This window comes from Microcystis panniformis FACHB-1757, assembly GCF_001264245.1.
GTDB classification, from domain to species: Bacteria; Cyanobacteriota; Cyanobacteriia; order Cyanobacteriales; family Microcystaceae; genus Microcystis; species Microcystis panniformis.
Map to the genome: position 1 here is coordinate 5,272,409 of NZ_CP011339.1, position 18,390 is coordinate 5,290,798.

Sequence of the window (18,390 nt, forward strand, 5' to 3'; positions counted from 1 at the left end):
AGTCTATCGTCAATTATTTTAGACCAACGATGAAAAGTTTCTTCCGAAAATTATTTTTCTATGTGGGTATTCTTTGGCTCTCACCCTTAATCATTGCTTTTCAGGTAGCTAACAATCGAGAACTTATCTTAGGTGATGTGCGGCGTTGGGTAGAGTTATTAGGCCGGGAAAAAAGAGCAGATTGGTTACAATTGTTAGCTCTGTGTCTGGAGGCAAAAGAATTTAGAAATTTATATTATTGTCGTCTTTTTCAAGGTGGTTCATTCAGCCGTTTTTTTATGTATATTCTTAGGTTTTTCTATCGAGAAAGTTCCTATTTATTTCTAGATTCTTCCTGTTCGATTGGCAAAGGATTATTTATTCAACACGGTTTTAGTACGATTGTTATGGCGGATTTGGGCGATAACTGTTGGATTAATCAACAGGTAACAATTGGCTATAAAGATAAAAGCGGTCGCCCCAAAATTGGCAATAATGTCAGGATTACCGCCGGTGCTAAAGTCTTGGGAAACATTACCATCGGCGATAATGTCACCGTGGGCGCAAATTCAGTGGTAGTCAAAGATGTTCCACCTAATTGTGTGGTGGTGGGTATTCCCGCTCGTATTATTAAACGGGACGGCGTTACAGTAGATGAAAAATTATAAACGTTGACTTAAAATATATTCGGCAATTGCCAGATCTCCGGGGGTAGTAATTTTTAAGTTAGTTTCTTCACCGACGACAATTTTGACGGGAAAACCACATTTTTCTAATAAGGCGGCATCGTCGGTGACTTCCCAATCTAATTTTCGCCCCTGTTCATGACATTCTTTTAATAATTTTACCTGAAAACCCTGGGGCGTTTGGGCCGCCCACAACTGCGAGCGATCCGGTGTATCCTCAATCCAGCCCTTGCTATCGACAATTTTAATCGTATCTTTCACCGGAATCGCCGCAATGAAACCCTGACAAGTGGCTAAAGCGGCGGCACAGCGATCGAATAATTCGGGAGTGGCTAAACAGCGCGCCCCATCGTGAATTAAAACCGTCTCAGCCCCCTCTGGTAGGGCTTGTAAGCCATTGTAAACCGATTTTTGTCTGGTTTCACCTCCTTGGATGATTTGCACGGGTTTAAGGGCATTTATAGGGGTGATAATTGTTCGGATCTCCTCAAAGTCTTCCGGTTGTGCCATGATGCCAATCCAGATAATTGCCCTCGATTCCATGGCAGCCAGCAAAGTCCAAGCCAGGAGAGGTTTTCCGTGCAGGGTGAGCAGTAACTTATTGCGATCGCTGCCCATCCGTTTACCCATTCCCGCTGCTGGAATTAACAAATACATATTTTTTTCAGGTAAAAAGTTAACAAGAGTCAGGAAAGAGAATTCAGTGGACAGGAGTGGGGAGCTTTTTGCCTCTTATTTGTAAACAGTAATCACTGTCCGGCTGATGGTTAATCGCTTAAATAACCCAAAAACTATGCCTCTTAAGAGAATAAATCGAGGGGAAAGTGACCATAAGTACCGACTAATTGATCATTTTCTGACTGACAAGAAACCAGGACACCGCGATAGGTTCCCGTATAGGAATCGAGATAGGAAGCTTGTCTTTGGGTATTGTATTTAATATACACCGCTCCCTGTTCTGGGTGGTCTTCTGGGAGACTATTAGGTAAGGGGTATCCCAGGGCTTGTAGATAACTTTTCAGGGCTTTAAATCCCTCTTCATTGTTATCGGCACAGATACCTAAATTAATTGATTCCGAACCTTGGTTAACTAATAAAATTGCCTGTCTTAGAGCTTCTTCTTCTTCGGGGGATTGGGCAATTTTTAGTTGAATACATCCATATTCTTTTAGGAGTTTCAAGGCTTCTTCCATAGACATGAGCGGTTAGATAGGTGGGGCTAAAGATAAAAAATAAACTGTTGCTGCTGTCCTTACCGACAAATTCCCAAGAAAAAAAGCCCTAAATCATTGGGGTTTAGAGATAGGAAAATTTTGCATTGGTCTTATCATATCAGGTTGGGGACAGGAAAATTTATCGGGGTTGTTCGATCGCTCTGGGTTGTGCGGGCATTTCACACTAAATCCGGTTATTAAAGAATGATTATTTATTCCCCCTATTGCCCATTGCCTATTGCATGAGTGCCTGTCCTCATAAGTAGCCTATGCTCAACGGATTTAGTATCACTCACTGCGTTTTGACAGCCAAAGTAAGCACCTATAATAATTCCAGCACCAAAACCGATCGCTAGGTAAGGCAAAATTATACTGAGGGGAAAAGAGGAGTGTCTCCGATGAGATAGGGAAAATCGCTCACCAGTGGCCACAATATTCTCAGCAGCTTCAGTGAACTCCTCCGGTTTCTCTAGGGCTTTTTCTTCGGTTGTTTCAGAGTCTTCCAAAGCTTCTGGGGCATCTTCTCGGTCATTTTCGGCGATTTCTGCGGTTATTATCGGCAAAGAGTTTAATTTGGTGACACGATTGACGATTAAATCATCTTGACTCAGGGTTATCGATTCTTCCCAAGCGGGGATATCGGATGCCTCGGTCATACCGTAAACGATCACTTGTTCTAATCCATCGATGCCCAAGCTTTTGATTTCTGCCGACAAAAAAGGTAATAACTTGTGTTGATTAGGTATATTTTTGGATTGAACTTTTAGAGTCAGGGCATTTTCTTGCGGGGTGGCTTCAACAACCTCTATTTTTCTGGTTAAGAGACTTTGGTTAAGTAGAGCAATAATAGCGGCTGGATCCTGGAGTTTAGCGGCATGGATAAGTTGTGCCTGATTCATGGCCTTGAGGGACTAGGGAGGGTATATTATACTAAATCCTGTGGAAAATGTATAGGAAAGTGGGTGAGTGCCGGAGCAGGGGGAAACCATCCATAACTGGGTTTTTAAAGTTGAATTGGGACTTAATCATGCTATTAAAAACCGATTTGGTATCGGTCTGTCCATCCCTGCCCCCGGTGCCACTTAAATTTCCGCCACGGCTCTTTCGATTAAACGACGAGCCAGGGTTTGAATACCGGTATGTTCATAGTAATTGGTGGTCATATCGAGGAATGCCCCAACATATACCAATTTATCGGCAGAAAAGTCGATAAATCCCTGAATTTTGCTCAATAATCCCTGCTGGCTCAAACTGCGCTGGCTGACAAAACTACTCATCCAACCTTTAGTGGAGTCGAAACTTTGACCGATAAAGTCTAATTTTCTGGCAGTATTTCCCCCCGGAATCAATTCTTTAATACTGCCGAAAGTGGAGTTAGATTCTAATTCTTCCGGGGTGAGAATGCTGAGGCCCGATTCCACTTTGCGGATAAAACTGCCCCCCAGGGGAATTAAACCATCCAAACAAACTAACGCCGCCATCCGCATCAGGGATTCGCCGCTATAATCTCCCAGAGAAGCGACGAAATCATCGATACTATCGCCCGGAATGCCATTGATTTGACAAAAAGCGACTAATTCGGTCACTAATTTCAAGGTTAGATCGATGGTTTGCGCTTTTTCGGGGGCAGGGGTTAATTTTTCGATTAAACCGCCCATGAGGGGAATTTTACCACCGACGGCATTAGCAAGAGAGGCGGCGGCTAGGGCATTATCGGCGCTGTCGATGGTTTGGTAGAGCCAGAGCGCCCGTTGATAGCCCTGGGATTTATCATTAAACAACCAAACGGCTCGATCGCCAATCTGTTGGATCATGCTTTCGTCGGTTTCGCCGGTGACTTTGATAATCGTATTTTTAAACCCGACTAGGTTATCCCACTGTCCCGGCACGACATAATCAAGGGTTTTGAGAACTTTGACGGTGAGATTATTCGTCGGTAATTCGTCCACCAGTTCAAAAATTGGCTTACTCACGGATGTCTCCTTACTTTAACTTTGCTAGACCATCTAAATCGAACTTAGCTAACCAAGCTTGGCGATCGCTGGAAGAAAAATCTGGCTCCCGCGATAAAACCTTGACTTGATAGCGATTATTGACTAAAACGGCGCTGGCGGTTGCACCCTGTTCCACAGAGGGAAAACCTTTAATTGTGGTTTGACTGTCTTGGAATTTATTGGCCGCCGCGGGATTATTGCTGATGTCAGATATGGCTAACATAGCCAGAACTTTGCCATCTTGCTTCAGTTTTGCCTCAGCAAAGCCTTTTTTCTCCTGGGTATAGACGCGCTCGTATCCTCCCCCAGAAGGCGGGAAAAACCGATTAAAACTGCCGCCAGAGGTGGATTCTTTCACCACTGCCGCCGCCCCGCGAGCGGTACTTTCTTGTTGCGCTTGGTCAAATTGTGAGGGAGCTTTAGCACAGGAAGTTACTAGCAAAAGTACCGCCAATACCCCTGCTATCAAGATTTTGCCAAATCGAAAGTTCATAGTTATCTTAATTAAAACTTACTAAGTACCTAGGCAAAATTATTTACACATGACGATCATTGCCCCGTAAGGGTTTTAGCTCGATCGGGCAGGTAATTAATTTTGCATGACTACTTAATGTTTGTTTGTAGTATATCTCTCGCTTATTGCTGATTATTGTTAAGTTTTTCTAGATTCTCTCACACCAGACCGAAAAAAAACAGAAAATCAGCAAAATTCGAGTCAATAACGAAGGCAGGAGGCAGTCCCGATGAAAAAATTTTCACCCCCACAGATGAAAGAGGTTTCCTTCCCTACACCCTACACCCCACACCCCACACCCTGCCCCCAGGAAAACCTTTTTCGGCAAACCCCAGCTACAGTCCTGCAATTGCCCCCCGGGCCATAGATGCGATCGCTTGTTCCGTGGCCCGGGGTAGATGATAATATTTACCCCCGGCTTTTAGGGCTAATTCTTTGGCAAAACCAGTGGAGACGAATTTTTTCTCCGTATCGATAACCAGCAGTTTAATGCCTAAAGAGCGAATTTTAGCGGCAATATCGAGCAGTTCTGCCTTAATATCGGGTTTTTCCCCCTCCGGAATCGGTTCGCCTAAAGATTTCGCCAAAGGAATATTACTTCTACCGTCGGTAATCGCCACAATCACCACTTGACCGATATCCCCCGATAAACGAGCATTCATCCCCACATGAACCGCTTGGGTTAAACCGTGGGCTAAGGGGGAACCGCCACCACAGGGCAGGGTTTCTAGACGTTTTTTCGCTAGGGTAATCGATTTGGTCGGTGGCAATAGTACATCTGCTCGCTCACCCCGGAAAGGAATCAGGGCAATCTGGTCGCGATTTTCGTAAGCTTCCGTTAACAGACGCATGACCGCACCTTTAGCCGACTGCATCCGATTCAGGGCCATGGAACCGGAGGCATCGACCACAAAGACAATTAAAGAACCGGCCTTGCGGGCCAGCCGTTTTGAGCGCAGATCCCCTTCTTCTATAATCACATGACGTTCGGGATTCCTCAAGCGACGGGCTTTTTGATAGGGGGCGGCCGCCCGGAGAGTGGCATCGACGGCGACTCTTTTCACCTTGCCCCGGGGTAACATCGGCTTAATATAACGTCCCCTATCTTCCGAGAAAATCAGGTTACGCGCCCCCGATTTCCCCTGACGCTGGGCCATCTGGGCAAAATACAACACACTGGGATCCAGTAAAACCCCTTCCGGGTCGAAAACAAATTCTTCCGGCAGATTATCCGGCTGTTCCGGTTCTTTTTCCTCCTCTTTCTCCTCCTCTTTTTCTTCCTGTTCCTGCTGGTTTTCGTCTTGGGGCGGTTCCGGTGGGGGCGGTGGTGGCGGTGGCTGTTGTTCCTGTTCCGGAGGTGGTGGCGTAATCAGCGATCGAGGTACAATGACTAATTCGACGGCTCTTTTTAAGTCATCGGCACTGACTAAATCCCGACCTTCTAAAGCGGCGGCCGCCTTGGCTACTCTCACGGCAAAAATCTCGGCGCGATGACCTTCTACCCTACCGCGCACCGCTTCCTCCACTAGATAACTAATTTGTTCGGGTTTAATTTTTACCTCTTTTAACCATTCCCTCGCCAGAATAATTTCGGTTTTTAGATCATCGATTTCTTGGGCATATTGGGCGATAAAAGCGGTGGGAGAAACAGCATACTCGATCGCCTGATTGACGGCGGTGACTCGTTGGTCTAAACTAAGGACACCATCGGCGGAAAGAGCAATGGCAATTCTATCTAATAAATGGGTTCGTAAATCCCCTTCTTCTGGGTTATAAGTAGCGATCAGGATTGGTTTACAGGGATGTTGAAAACTGATGCCTTCCCGTTCGATTTGGTTACGTCCTTCGCTTAAAACTGTGAGTAATTGGTTAGCAATTTGGTCATCAAGTAGATTAATTTCATCGACGTAGAGAATTCCCCGATGGGCGCTGGCTAATAAACCGGGTTGAAAGACTGGTTCCCCCTGTTTCACCGATTCTTCCACATCGACGGAACCCAATAAACGATCCTCGGTGACTCCTAGGGGAATCTGCACGAAAGGGGCCCGGATAACTTCCGTGGCGACCTCTCCACTGCTATATTCTTCTTTAGTGCGATCGTCCCATTCGTCGGGATTGTTGGGATCACAATTAAAGACATTACCCGCGATAATTTCGATCGGTGGCAGTAGAGAATGTATCGCCCGCGCCATGACTGATTTGGCGGTTCCCCGACGACCGGCAATTACCACACCACCGAGGGCGGGATCCACGGCGGCTAAGAGTAGGGCTAATTTGATCGCTTCTTGGCCGACAACGGCAGTCAGGGGAAAATTGAGGGTCACAGTGGGCATAGATCTAGATTCAGGCGGCCAAATTCTAGTGTAAAACAGAAGCTCACTGGTCTGGCACTTTTCCTCTTTTGATTCCCGAACTCAGATTTTAAGTAGGTAGGCGTTAAAAATTATCAGACACCCCCCTTATCAAGGGGGGATTAAGGGGGGATCGGCACCCCCCTTATCAAGGGGGGCAGGGGGATCGAACCTAAAATCCCTTTTTAATTTAATTATAACCAGCTACTTAGCCGCATCTCGATCGATTTCTTCAACCCCGAACCGATCGAGAAGTTGCCGGGTTAATCTAGGATTAGCTCCTGTTGACGGCTGTAGAGAGGACAAAAATATGATAGCGACAATAATCGATCGCCTTACGGAAACCAACCCGCAAATTATGCGAGAATGGCAAGGAAGATTAACCCCGAAAAATATCTCGATCGCCTCGATTATCTCCCTAGTTGGTCAATTATTAGTTTATTTATACTATCAAAATCACTTGTCGGTAGCGGCGGGATTTAGTCGTTACTGTACCGCTAATCCCCCAATAACAACGATTATTATCCCTATAGTGGGATTAAATACTGTATCCAAGACTTAAATGGTCAATGGATGATTATCTCCCAGTTATGGTGGTTAGATATCTTCACTTTTCTGAGTATTACCGGCATTTTCGCTCTTTTAGTGGTGGGAACCTATCAATTAATCGCCGATCTTTCCGGGGAAGAGCGCCGGGGTACACTTAATTTTATCCGTCTGAGTCCCCAACCCGCCAGAACAATTTTTATCGGCAAACTTTTCGGGGTTCCCATTCTCCTCTATCTCGTCTGTCTTCTCGCTTTACCCTTTCACTTGGGGGCGGGTTTATTAGCAGGTATTCCCTTGTCGTTAATTTTAGCCTTCTACGCGGTTCTGATCGCTAGTTGTGCCTTTTTCTATCATGCCGCCCTCAGTTTCGCTTTAGCCACGCCATGGTTAGGGGGATTTCAACCCTGGTTAGGCAGCGCTACAGTCTTAATCTTTGTGTTTTATAGCACTATGTTTACTTCATCGGGCTATGGTGGTTCCCGTACCCCCTTTGATTGGTTAATTCTCTTTAATCCTAGTTTTGTCCTCCCCTATCTAGTTAAATCTACCTTTCTCCCCCCCGATGCGGTAGGCTATCTAGGAATCTCACAAATCTTTGATCTGCGTTGGTACGGTCAATCTCTCTGGCAATCGGTTACAACGGGTATTAGTTTAATTTTTCTCAATTTTGCCCTCTGCACCTACGGGTTAACCAGAATTATCCAGCGTCGCTTCCATAATCCCCTCGCTACTCTTGTTAGTAAACCCCAAAGTTACTGGATGATGGGCTGTTTTAGCGCTATTAGCCTAGGTTTTGTCTTCCAAACTCTGGAACCGAGCTATATTTTCGATAATTTTGCGATTCTTAGCGTTTTTGTGGCAATTTTTGCCTTGTTAATCCTTTTTGCCCTCACTCCCCCCCGTCAAACTCTCCAAGATTGGGCGCGCTATCGTCATCTACAAGGAAAAAAGGGCATTAGTCTGGGGAAAGCTTTAATCTTTGGCGAAAAAAGCCCTTCTACCCTAGCCATGGCTGTTAACGTCGCTATTGCTATTTTATTTATCCTTCCCGCTATTTTTATCGCCCCTCTCCATCAATATAAACTAGCCGCTGCAGCCGGGTTTCTCTTGGCAATGAACATGATTTTAGTCTATGCCGCTATCGCCCAATTATTGATGTTAGCCCGCACAAATAAACGCGCTTTGCTGGCAGCCACTAGCATCGGCATTTTGATTATTTTCCCCTTTCTCTGTTTTGCTGTCTTGCGAGTTGATCCCAGTCAATCTCCGCTGTTATGGTTTTTTACTTTTCTTCCCATTGCCGCTACTAAATACGCTACACTTCCCTCTTTCGCTTTGGCAATTTTCAGTCAGTGGTTGGGTTTAACCCTCGTCGGATGGCAAATTAATCGGCAATTAAATCGCCTTGGTGCCTCGGCAACTAAAGCGTTAATGCCAAGCTGAAAAATACCGATTCACGGGGGAGATTAAATAATATCTCTGTCGACAATTTTCTCCCCTTGAGTATCGGTTAAATTTTTTTTCCAAAAAAGCTTGACAAAACCCCGCGACTTGACAGATAATTTCTTATATAATGGGAATCCGTGCCTGTCTGCGACCCCCCTTTTTTCAGGTCAAATAAAGCCCAAAAAGATTAACCCCAAAAAGTAGGCTGAGTTAATCTCAGTTCCGGTGCTGATTCGGAGCATCTTTCAATTTTACAACGCCTATTGTAGGGCTAATTCATGAATTAGCCCTACACATAGTAATTTCAGTTCCCATCTGATTAGGAGCATCTTTCAATTTGACAACGCCACATTTTTACCCCACCACCGATAAACTATCAACAATTAGCGAGGGAGTATAACAGGAACCATTCCATTGATTATCGGCCCCCAAAGCGATTAAATTTTGCAAAGCCGTATAAACATTTCCCGTCACCATTGTATCTTTAACTCGTCCGGTGATTTTGCCCTTTTCTATGCGATAACCCAGATCGATATTGACAGAAAAATCGCCCGAAATATCCGCCCCATGACCTAAAATTTGGTCGATAACTAGGCCTTCATCTATTTGCGAGATTAAATCCGCTAAAGTTCCCTCTCCCGGTGCCACGATTAAATTAACCAAATCCGGCATGGGATAAACCCCTAAACTAGGACGAAAACCGTTCCCCGTCGGAGTAGTTTTTAATAGTCTGGCTGTGGTACGATCGCTATAGAATTCCTTAACTCTACCTCCCTCAATTAAAGATAAAAATTTGGTAGGAGTTCCCTCATCATCAAAGGGACAACTATAGGGTTCTCGGTCTGGTTGTTGGGATAAAGTGAACTTTTCTGACATCACCAATTGACCGATTTTATCACTCCAGGGCGAGGACTTTTCTAAGATCTGTTTACCATTTAAAGCCATCGCCACCGTACCCCATAACAGGGTAACTGCATTAGCAGTCAATAAAATTGGTAATTTTCCCGTGGGACTATCCACATTATTGGCGGCCCATTGTAGTCGCTGTAATAACTGTTTAATTACCGTATCGGGATGAGGTGTACTGCGAGTATATTCCCCATCATAAACCGCCAGAAAATCCTCCCCCCGTACCCATTCAATCCCCAGATAATAACTCAAAGCTGTATCGGTATATTGACAATATAAACCCTGGGAATTAACCAAACGGGTGATTTCCCGTTCACATTCCCATTCACCACTACAAATAACCTCAGGATAAACTTGGCGAATTTGGCCAATCATTTGATTACCCATCTCGATTAAAGATTCTACGGCCACATCCTGGCCAATCGGGTCATAAATTGCCTGTCGTGGTGCCGAAAATTCGATTTCTTCGGGGGCATTGAGATAGGATAAATTTAACGCAGTTTCTACTAAAATTTCCGGTTCCACATCACCATAACCCACCGCTAACCCTGGACAACCCTCGCGCCATAATCTTAAGGCAGTTCCCACGGATTCGGAACTTTCTAGCTGTTTGAGACGATTAGCCTCAAAAAAAACGGGATGGGAAAGGGAGGAAGATTGATAAACTTCGGCTGCCACCGCTCCTGATTTGAGAGCCAGTTCGATGAGTTGTTGCGGATCGATCGTCATGGTGATAGTTTTTGAGATGATAGCTATCTGATTATCTCAAGCCCTGGCGCTTCGGCGCAAACAAGATAGCAGCGGCTGATAAGACTGCGGGGAATTAAGAAATTTTTGCTTATTCATCGATATTTTTGAGCAAAGTTGACATCCTCGCCGCCCTAAAAGTGCGGCGATTCCTAAACCTCACGATTTAAGTTTCTGCTTCCACCACCGTCGCATACCACAGTTAAAAAACCATGTACTGTCTTACACAGAGTCCACAGACTTTCGCCCCATTTCAGAAGCCCGATTCCCTGTGTCCCACGGTACGTTGACCGCCTATAGCTTCTTGTACTTGTTGCGCGCGACTTTTTACCCGGCCAAGCTTTTCTGGTCGGAACCCCCTAAGCCGAGTTTTCAAGGTGCTGCGCCGTCCACTTGGTTTTCGAGACTGGCCTTTTAATTCTAACGTAAAGCCAACCTAGAACGGCGGGGTTTCAGACCCAAAATTTCCGATGATCAAGTGGGCAATGAAGTTATCATAGAATCGATCGAGAGTCAAAAATATGGATACTCCCACCTAGAGAGGCCGAAAAAATGACGATTGCCAAAAGCGACGAAACTGCCACCTCTCCGGCACTGATAGAAGAAGATTTCGAGGACTTCTGGGAACCCCCCCCACCCCCCACAGACTTAATTTTTGATGATGGTGAACCCTTGGAAAGCAACCGACACCGCATTGCCATGAATGTCCTGATTCGCTCCCTACAGCAGGGTTATGGCGAACGAGACGACTTCTACACTGGTGGCAATATGTTTATTTATTTCAGCCGCGAACAGGCGAAAAATCGCGATTTTCGCGGGCCAGATTTCTTTGCTGTCCTCAATGTCGATGGTACGAGAGAGCGACAGGGTTGGGTAATTTGGGAAGAAGAGGGACGTTATCCTGATGTTATCGTGGAATTAACCTCTCCTAGTACCGCTAAGACTGATAAAGTGCGAAAAAAGGCAATTTATGAGGGAACCTTCCGCACGCCGGATTATTTCATCTACGATCCTTTTGATGGCAATTCTTTACAAGGATGGCATTTAGGGGCCGACCAACGTTACCATTCTTTAGAACGAAACGAGCGCGGCTGGTTATGGTGCGAAACCTTAGGCTATTGGTTGGGAACTTGGGAGGGTACTATTGACCGAGAAACGGCAATCTGGGCCAGATTTTATGACTCGGAAGGCAATTTAATCCCCTTGCCAGAAGAAGCAGCACAGGAGCGAGCGGCTGCAGCACAAGAGCAATTAAATGCTACTCAGCAAGCTCTGGAAGCGGAAAGACAGCGTTCTCAACGGCTGGCGGCTCGTTTGCAGGAAATGGGGATAGAGCTATAGTATAGCTGTATTTGTTTAGGTGAGGAGGTAAACTACTGGTGTTCCTCCTCGCTTAAAGTCGGTTAATTTCTCCTTTCACGGTGGAGGGTTCCTGCAATCCCAGTCTATTTGAAATCTAGCTCGACACCTGTTTGCTGCTGTGATTACCTTTTGACCAGTGGGTAATTATTGATCAGAGTTTTCTTGGATTCTTCCTTAAACAGTAAACAGTGAACTGAAAACTCAAATCTGATAACTGATAACTGATAACTGATAACTGATAACTGATAAACTGATAACTGATAACTGATAACTGATAACTGATAACTGATAACTGATAACTGATAACTGATAAACTGATAACTGATAACTGATAACTGATAACTGATAACTGATAACTGATAACTGATAACTGATAACTGATAACTGATAACTGATAACTGATAACTGATAACTGATAACTGATAACTGATAACTGATAACTGATAACTGATAAACTGATAACTGATAACTGATAACTGATAACTGATAACTGATAACTGATAACTGATAACTGATAACTGATAACTGATAACTGTCTCAACTAGGAAATTTATTTGGCACGACCACTTATACTTATATGTCTAATCTATCTTTGGGCGCGCAACCTCCCCTCGAATTTATCCCCCCTGACCTTAATCCCTTGCTTTTAAAGGGATGTCAAATCTTTTTACCTCTTTGGTTACAAACTCAAACCAACTTAAGAGAAATTTCGGCCGCCAATCTAGAAACTTTAATCACATTTTATCAAAAAAGTCAAGAGAAAAAAGTCCGTTTACTGCTCGCTTTTCGTCATCCCAGTATTAACGATCCCTACTGTATGGCCTATCTTTTGTGGAAATTAGTACCCAAAAAAGCCCAAGAGTTAGGAATAAAATTAAACAAGCCAATTCACGCTCATTTTATGTATGATCGAGGGATTCCTTTATGGGCGGGAGAAAGGGTAGGATGGTTATATTCTAAGTTAGGTGGCACACCAATTCAACGGGGAAAAGCCGATTTAATCGGATTGCGTTCGGCTCGTCGTTTATTATTAGAAGGAGATTATCCTTTAGCCGCTGCTCCGGAAGGGGCAACTAACGGACATAATGAGCTTGTCAGTGCGATTGAACCGGGTATTTCTCAATTGGCTTTTTGGGGGGTGGATGATGTCATAAAAGCTAAACAACAGCAAGAAGTAATTATTTTACCTATTGGTATTCAGTATTTTTATCTGACTCCAGTGTGGCAAGAAATCGAGCGAATTTTGACTAATTTAGAAACCGATAGCGGTTTAGAATCAATCCCGAATTCATCCCTAGAAGAAAAGGTTTTATACGAGCGTCTTTTTCGGTTAGGAGAAAGATTATTATCCTTAATGGAGGATTTTTATCGAGATTTCTACTATCAATCTTTACCTGTAGTACCTGCCAATGGTGATGATCCAAATGAAACCCTAGCCAAACGTTTAGCCAATTTATTAGATGTGGCCCTACAAACCGCAGAAAAGTATTTTAATGTTTCTCCTAATGGTAATGTAATCGATCGCTGTCGTCGTTTAGAACAAGCAGGATGGGAACGCATTTATCGGGAAGAATTAAAACCCACTCATTCTATTTCTCCCCTTGAATTAGGATTAGCTGATCGCCTTGCTGATGAAGCTAATTTAAAAATGTGGCACATGAGAATTGTGGAAAGTTTTGTGTCAGTAACTGGTTATTATGTCAAAGAAAAACCCACCGTAGAAAGATTTGCTGAGACAATTTTATTACTCTGGGATTTAGTAACAAGAATTAAGGGAGGTAATCCCTTTTTTCGTCCCCAAATTGGTCAACAAAAAGCGATAATAACTATTGGTAAACCTATTTCTGTATCCGAGCGCTATGCTGATTATAAAAGCGATCGACGCTCGGCCGTAGCACAATTAACCCAAGATTTACAAACCAGTTTAGAAAGTTTAATTATTCATCAGCAGACCCTAGTATAGGAGATAGTACGGGAATCTGGAAAAACTCAATACCGAAAACCCTACCCCGGTCGGGGAATCTTTTATCTATCCTAAAAGTGTAGAGATAAACCAACATCTCTAGCGTTAAGAGAACTTCGGAGGTGAATTATATGGCACTTATACGTTGGGAACCTTTCAGAGAAGTAGAAAGCCTACAAAAAGAAATGAATCGCTTGTTTGACCGTCTTGTGCCGACTGATGTAGGCAATGGCGAAAAAATGGGGTTATCCTTCATCCCGGCGGCGGAAATGACCGAAACGGCAGAGGCAGTTCAGCTTAAACTGGAAATACCTGGTATGGAAGCCAAAGACCTCAATGTGGAAGTAACAGCCGATAGTCTGACCATTAATGGTGAAAGGAAATCGGAAATTAAAACCGAAGAAGAAGGGTTTACCCGCACTGAATTCCGTTATGGTAAATTCCATCGGGTTATTCCTCTACCGGTTCGGGTTGATAACAATAACGTGACTGCTGAATACAAAGATGGCATTCTCAATCTCACTCTCCCGAAAGCGGAAGAAGAAAAAAATAAAGTGGTGAAAGTGTCCATCAGTCCTGCCATTGCTCAATAGGGTAGCACTCATTGTCCGGTCTTGGGCGAAAGAGTTAACCTGGTCTGATTAAACCAAAGCGGGAGTATTAAATCATACTTCCGCTTTTAGCTTCTTAACCTTTTAATTTAAAACTTCTAACACTGCTTGGGGTGATAATTTATCTTTAAACCAGATAACCTGAGCGGGTAGATTTTGAAATTTAACTCCAGCTTTTTCTAGATTTAACCGTTCCGATACGGCTAAAATTAGATTATTTGCTTGGGCCGATTTAACCTGTAAAAATTTCTTTTGTAGGTATTCTGGTCGCCAATAACCAACAATTTCGAGGAGAAAAACGCGACCATCGGGATGCACTAAACGGAAATCGGGAATCATCACTCCTCCGGGTAAAGGCACTAAATCCACTTCCCTTTCTAGTTGCCATTCAGTTTTTAACTGTAACCAACGTTTAGCGAAAGATTCCTCTAACATACTATCGTAGGGTTTACCTGGGGAATAGTGGGACACCAGACCACAGTTATCCTCTAAATTGAACTGTTGTTTTTTAATAGTTCCTGTGTAGGAATCTTTGTACTGTAATTGTGCCTTCAGATTCCAGTGAGTAACATGGAGTAAGGCAGGAATTAATTTAGCGATTTCAATGCCATAACGACTGTTAGCTTTAAATAAACTGGTGGGACCATCGATAGTAATAGTAAATCCCGTGTCGGCATCCCCTTCGATATAAGTCATTAAACGAAATAGTTTTAGATAGCGAAAGAGATATTTATATTCCCCTGGATCGTTGCGGTGGACGTTGATAATTAAATAACTGGCCCGATAAAAAATCCCTTGAATTTGCGAGAGGTTAAAACGATGAATTAAGTTTTCGGGGGTGGGAGCATCAAATTGAGTGAGAATTTTATTCTCCGCTAAATCAGCATAAAGTCCTTTTTCTAGAGCTACTGGAAAAATTTCTTGATTTAATTCTTGGCTGAGTTGCTGGGCAATTTTCTCCAGAATTAGCGATCGATTTTGGGGAATAGGAACAAAGTTGGCCGCTTGTTCAAAAACTCTTTTTCTTAATTCCTGTGGTTCTAAGGGACTAATAATCTCAAAGGTGGCAAAATGATTGGTTAACAGGTGAGCAAATCCCCGTTTAATTTTATAATCGGGACTGTCTCCCTCCAAGATTAGGAGTTTTTGGCTTAATTCTCCCTTACTTTCACCGATACTTTCCTGAAAACAGGTGATTTGTTCTTTAGCGATCGCCAGATAATCAGGAGCGATCGGTAAGCGTTTGGGAATAATTGTCTCGCCATTTTGACGGGAAATCAATAAATCGGTCGGTAACATGGCAAACTAGAGAAGAATAGTCAGATGGGGAAAGGTGGGACGACAAGGAAAGGTCGAAACCCCAAAAATCCCCCGATTCTAACTATTTTGGTCGAGATAACGCTCTAAATCTTCGATCACACGGGTTAATTCTGCTTCTGTGGTTAAGCGCAGGCGATCGTCGCGAACCGTTAGCAAAACTTTAGCCGAAAAAGGATTCGGATAAATATTGGGATTACAAAACACTTCCAGAAACACATCACCAGTGTGCTGATATTCCAGCGGTTTTTGGGGTTGGGGTTTACCACCACTAGCGGCATTACTGGCGATCGCTTTTAGGCGATCAAGTAGAATATTAATTTCCCTTTGCAAATCCAGAGCAGCACTGGGACTGAAACGAAAAGTAACGGAACCTTGCAAGAGATTAAGAGTTAAAGGAATCATGGAAAAAATCAGGTTAAGAGGAAGCCTGAAGTCAATTATATTAATTTGGGGAAATTTGGGGAAATTGGGTTTTGGGGGATTGTTCAGTAATCAGTAATCAGTCAGGTTCTTCGTTACTAAGTCCGGAGTGAACTGAAAACTCACCACTGATAACTCACCACTGATAACTGATAACTGATAACTGATAACTGAAGTTACCGACGCGGAACGAGATTAATCCGGCCTTCGTCCATTTCATCCATGAGTAACTCTAGGGCCTCGTAATCCACATCAGAAACGTAGCCAAGACGACCGAGGAGTTCATTAATTCCGTTCTCGATTTCTGGCGTGATTTTACGATAATATAGGGCTTGTTCCACTAATTGGCGGATAGTCGGCTGGGTATCCACAATTTTCTTACTCTAGTTCGATAAATCTAATTTCCGTATCCTGCTTTACTTTATTTCAGCAAAAACACCAGTATAATTTTGGCTCATCATCAGTCATTCGGGGTTAGAGCTTAAACCTAACGACTTTCCCCTGATGTTTACCCCAGTAAGTCCTGATCACTGTTCCCTTTTACTCCCCAGATCCCAAGGTTAGCCCAAAACTGGTTCCTTGCCACAGGGTCGAAGGTTAAAAAAAGATTAATCTTTTCAGGAGAGAGAAAATTGATCGAGACCGGGGTCACAAAATCAGAAAGTTAGGACATAATAGCGGTATCTGATTTCCAGTTAAAAGGTACATTTTATGAATTTCCAAGTCCAGCCATGAAAAGTCCTGTAAAAGTCCCAGAAATTGCTCTATTTGAGCCAAACGGCTATATTACCGCCGCCAACGTCCTAGAATTTCAAGAGCAGCTCACCAATCTGGTTAACCAGAGTCGCTCTATCACTTTTCTCGTGGATATGAGCAGGGTGGAATTCCTCGACAGTGCCGGATTAATGGCTTTAGTTACCGCCTTTCGTCTGGCTCAAAGTCAAGGAAAATCCTTCAATATCTGTTCTATTCCACCTTCAGTCAAGATTATCTTTGAATTAACCCAACTAGACCGGGTTCTCTCGATTTTCCCTAGCCGTGCTGACTTTGATGCTGTTATCACCCTCACCCAAGCGGCGTAAGCAGACAAAATAGGGTTTCTCGCCGCAATTTCTCGGCTACAATCTCAATTCTCCCCGTAAATCACCTCTTGACCGGGCAGATTCCCATTTGTACAACCGACTCCTCAGGACAACAATTTTTCTCAAGGAGAGCCATTATACTGTTGAGATGGCTCTCCTCCTTTTTGGATATTATTTCTGGGACAAACTACCGTACACTTGTTCGGAGCAGCTCACAAAAGACTGTCTGTTAAGAAATTCCATGACTTTAGTGATGACAGGGGGGAAGGGGGGCAAGATGGTAGATAGGTAATGAGTAGTAATTTCCTAGAATCCATGACAGTCAACAATCTCCAGTATGCTTATTTTCCCGGTTGTGTCGCTCAAGGGGCCTGTCGGGAACTATATTTATCCACGGCAGCCCTGACGGAAGCTTTGGGGATTAATTTAGTCGAACTCAAAAAAGCGGCCTGTTGTGGTTCGGGAACCTATAAGGAAGATTCGCAACTCTTGGAAGATACTGTCAATGCGCGCAATATTGCCCTAGCGGAAGCCCTCAATTTACCCCTGTTGACTCACTGTAGCACCTGTCAGGGAGTGATCGGTCATGTGGATGAGCGCTTGAAGGAAGCAAAGCATAATAATCCCAATTATGTTGAGGAAGTTAATAATTATTTACAGAAAGAAAATTGTTCCCCCTACCAAGGTACAACGACGGTTAAACACCTACTCTGGGCAATTGTGGGCGATTATGGCTTAGATAATTTGGCGGCCAAGGTGGTTCGTCCCTTATCAGGCTTAAATTGCGCCGGTTTTTATGGTTGTTATCTCCTGCGCGCCCAGGATACTCTCCCCTACGATAATCCCTTTCAGCCGGAATCCCTAGAAAATGTCTTTCGAGCGGTGGGAGCAAATCCGATTTATTATCAAGGACGCACTCAATGCTGTGGTTGGCCCCTGTCCAGTTATGCCACCACCCAATCGTTCCAAATGGCAGGAAAACACATTTTAGAGGCCATGGCAGCCGGGGCAGATTGTTTAGTCACCCCTTGTCCTTTATGCCATCTTAATCTTGATTCCCGACAACCGGAAGTGGCAAAAGCGATCGGTCGAAGTTTAGGTTTACCCGTGTTGCATTTTTCCCAATTAGTCGCTTTAGCGGTGGGAGTGAGTCCTGATCGTTTAGGATTAGATCGACACATCGTTTCCACCAAATCCCTCTTAAAGAAATTGGGGTTTTAGAACTCAATCAGGAGTGTTAGCA

General features: G+C 43.9%; 17 protein-coding genes and 1 pseudogene. 7 read left to right on the forward strand and 11 right to left on the reverse strand.

Translation table 11 applies throughout. The features are described 5' to 3' along the window. The first annotated feature begins 29 nt into the window (after positions 1–29). Positions 30–647: a serine O-acetyltransferase gene (locus tag VL20_RS24790; RefSeq protein ID WP_052278124.1), complete on the forward strand. Its 618-nt coding sequence runs from the start codon at positions 30–32 to the stop codon at positions 645–647. Here the strand turns inward: VL20_RS24790 and ispD are convergent. The 6 genes from ispD to bchD form a co-directional block, all read right to left on the reverse strand. Next, positions 642–1,322, reverse strand: coding sequence for a 2-C-methyl-D-erythritol 4-phosphate cytidylyltransferase (gene ispD / locus VL20_RS24795; RefSeq protein ID WP_052278125.1), 681 nt, complete (start codon positions 1,320–1,322; stop codon positions 642–644). The two genes, VL20_RS24790 and ispD, sit on opposite strands and share 6 nt — an antisense overlap. A gap of 143 nt (positions 1,323–1,465) precedes the next feature. Further along, entirely contained in the window at positions 1,466–1,864 is a 399-nt protein-coding gene (locus VL20_RS24800) for a DUF1824 family protein (RefSeq protein WP_052278126.1), read from the reverse strand. Positions 1,865–2,100: 236 nt separating this feature from the next. After that, entirely contained in the window at positions 2,101–2,778 is a 678-nt protein-coding gene (locus VL20_RS24805) for a hypothetical protein (protein WP_052278127.1), read from the reverse strand. Between the two features lie 183 nt (positions 2,779–2,961). After that, the gene (locus VL20_RS24810) at positions 2,962–3,852 is read right to left on the reverse strand and encodes a hypothetical protein (RefSeq protein ID WP_052278128.1); all 891 of its coding nucleotides are present in this window, start codon (positions 3,850–3,852) and stop codon (positions 2,962–2,964) included. A 10-nt stretch (positions 3,853–3,862) separates the two neighbouring features. After that, positions 3,863–4,366 carry a hypothetical protein gene (locus VL20_RS24815; protein WP_002761255.1) on the reverse strand — a complete coding sequence of 168 codons (504 nt, stop codon included), beginning with the start codon at positions 4,364–4,366 and terminating at the stop codon, positions 3,863–3,865. 356 nt (positions 4,367–4,722) lie between these two features. Next, positions 4,723–6,720, reverse strand: a complete 1,998-nt coding sequence (gene bchD / locus VL20_RS24820; protein WP_052278130.1) for a magnesium chelatase ATPase subunit D — start codon at positions 6,718–6,720, stop codon at positions 4,723–4,725. A 328-nt stretch (positions 6,721–7,048) separates the two neighbouring features. Here bchD and VL20_RS24825 point away from each other — a divergent pair. Then, positions 7,049–8,730, forward strand: a pseudogene (locus tag VL20_RS24825) (hypothetical protein). Positions 8,731–9,087: 357 nt separating this feature from the next. Here the strand turns inward: VL20_RS24825 and VL20_RS24830 are convergent. Further along, positions 9,088–10,371 (reverse strand): TldD/PmbA family protein, encoded by a 1,284-nt coding sequence (locus VL20_RS24830; protein ID WP_052278131.1) that lies wholly within the window; start codon positions 10,369–10,371, stop codon positions 9,088–9,090. A 570-nt stretch (positions 10,372–10,941) separates the two neighbouring features. Here VL20_RS24830 and VL20_RS24835 point away from each other — a divergent pair. Further along, positions 10,942–11,730 (forward strand): Uma2 family endonuclease, encoded by a 789-nt coding sequence (locus VL20_RS24835; RefSeq protein ID WP_052278133.1) that lies wholly within the window; start codon positions 10,942–10,944, stop codon positions 11,728–11,730. A gap of 172 nt (positions 11,731–11,902) precedes the next feature. Here the strand turns inward: VL20_RS24835 and VL20_RS31390 are convergent, their stop codons facing one another. After that, positions 11,903–12,292, reverse strand: a complete 390-nt coding sequence (locus VL20_RS31390; protein ID WP_158499389.1) for a hypothetical protein — start codon at positions 12,290–12,292, stop codon at positions 11,903–11,905. Positions 12,293–12,328: 36 nt separating this feature from the next. On the opposite strand from VL20_RS31390, the gene VL20_RS24845 reads away from it, so the two are divergent. Next, a complete protein-coding gene (locus tag VL20_RS24845) occupies positions 12,329–13,714 on the forward strand; it encodes a 1-acyl-sn-glycerol-3-phosphate acyltransferase (RefSeq protein WP_052278136.1) in 1,386 nt (461 codons plus the stop codon). A gap of 131 nt (positions 13,715–13,845) precedes the next feature. Beyond that, complete coding sequence (locus VL20_RS24850; protein ID WP_052278137.1) at positions 13,846–14,307, forward strand: Hsp20/alpha crystallin family protein; 462 nt, start codon at positions 13,846–13,848, stop codon at positions 14,305–14,307. Between the two features lie 102 nt (positions 14,308–14,409). Here VL20_RS24850 and VL20_RS24855 read toward each other — a convergent pair whose 3' ends face one another. From VL20_RS24855 to VL20_RS24865, 3 genes are all read right to left on the reverse strand, one after another. After that, positions 14,410–15,624: a DUF790 family protein gene (locus VL20_RS24855; RefSeq protein WP_004161466.1), complete on the reverse strand. Its 1,215-nt coding sequence runs from the start codon at positions 15,622–15,624 to the stop codon at positions 14,410–14,412. 78 nt (positions 15,625–15,702) lie between these two features. Continuing rightward, on the reverse strand, positions 15,703–16,047 hold the full coding sequence (locus VL20_RS24860; RefSeq protein WP_004160645.1) for a hypothetical protein: 345 nt from the start codon (positions 16,045–16,047) through the stop codon (positions 15,703–15,705). Positions 16,048–16,241: 194 nt separating this feature from the next. Further along, a complete protein-coding gene (locus VL20_RS24865; RefSeq protein ID WP_052278139.1) occupies positions 16,242–16,436 on the reverse strand; it encodes a hypothetical protein in 195 nt (64 codons plus the stop codon). Positions 16,437–16,796: 360 nt separating this feature from the next. Between VL20_RS24865 and VL20_RS24870 the strand changes: the two genes are divergently transcribed. Both VL20_RS24870 and VL20_RS24875 read left to right on the forward strand, forming a co-directional pair. Continuing rightward, positions 16,797–17,147, forward strand: coding sequence for an STAS domain-containing protein (locus tag VL20_RS24870; protein ID WP_052278140.1), 351 nt, complete (start codon positions 16,797–16,799; stop codon positions 17,145–17,147). A 291-nt stretch (positions 17,148–17,438) separates the two neighbouring features. Continuing rightward, positions 17,439–18,368, forward strand: coding sequence for a CoB--CoM heterodisulfide reductase iron-sulfur subunit B family protein (locus tag VL20_RS24875; protein WP_052278143.1), 930 nt, complete (start codon positions 17,439–17,441; stop codon positions 18,366–18,368). The last annotated feature ends 22 nt before the right edge of the window (positions 18,369–18,390 follow it).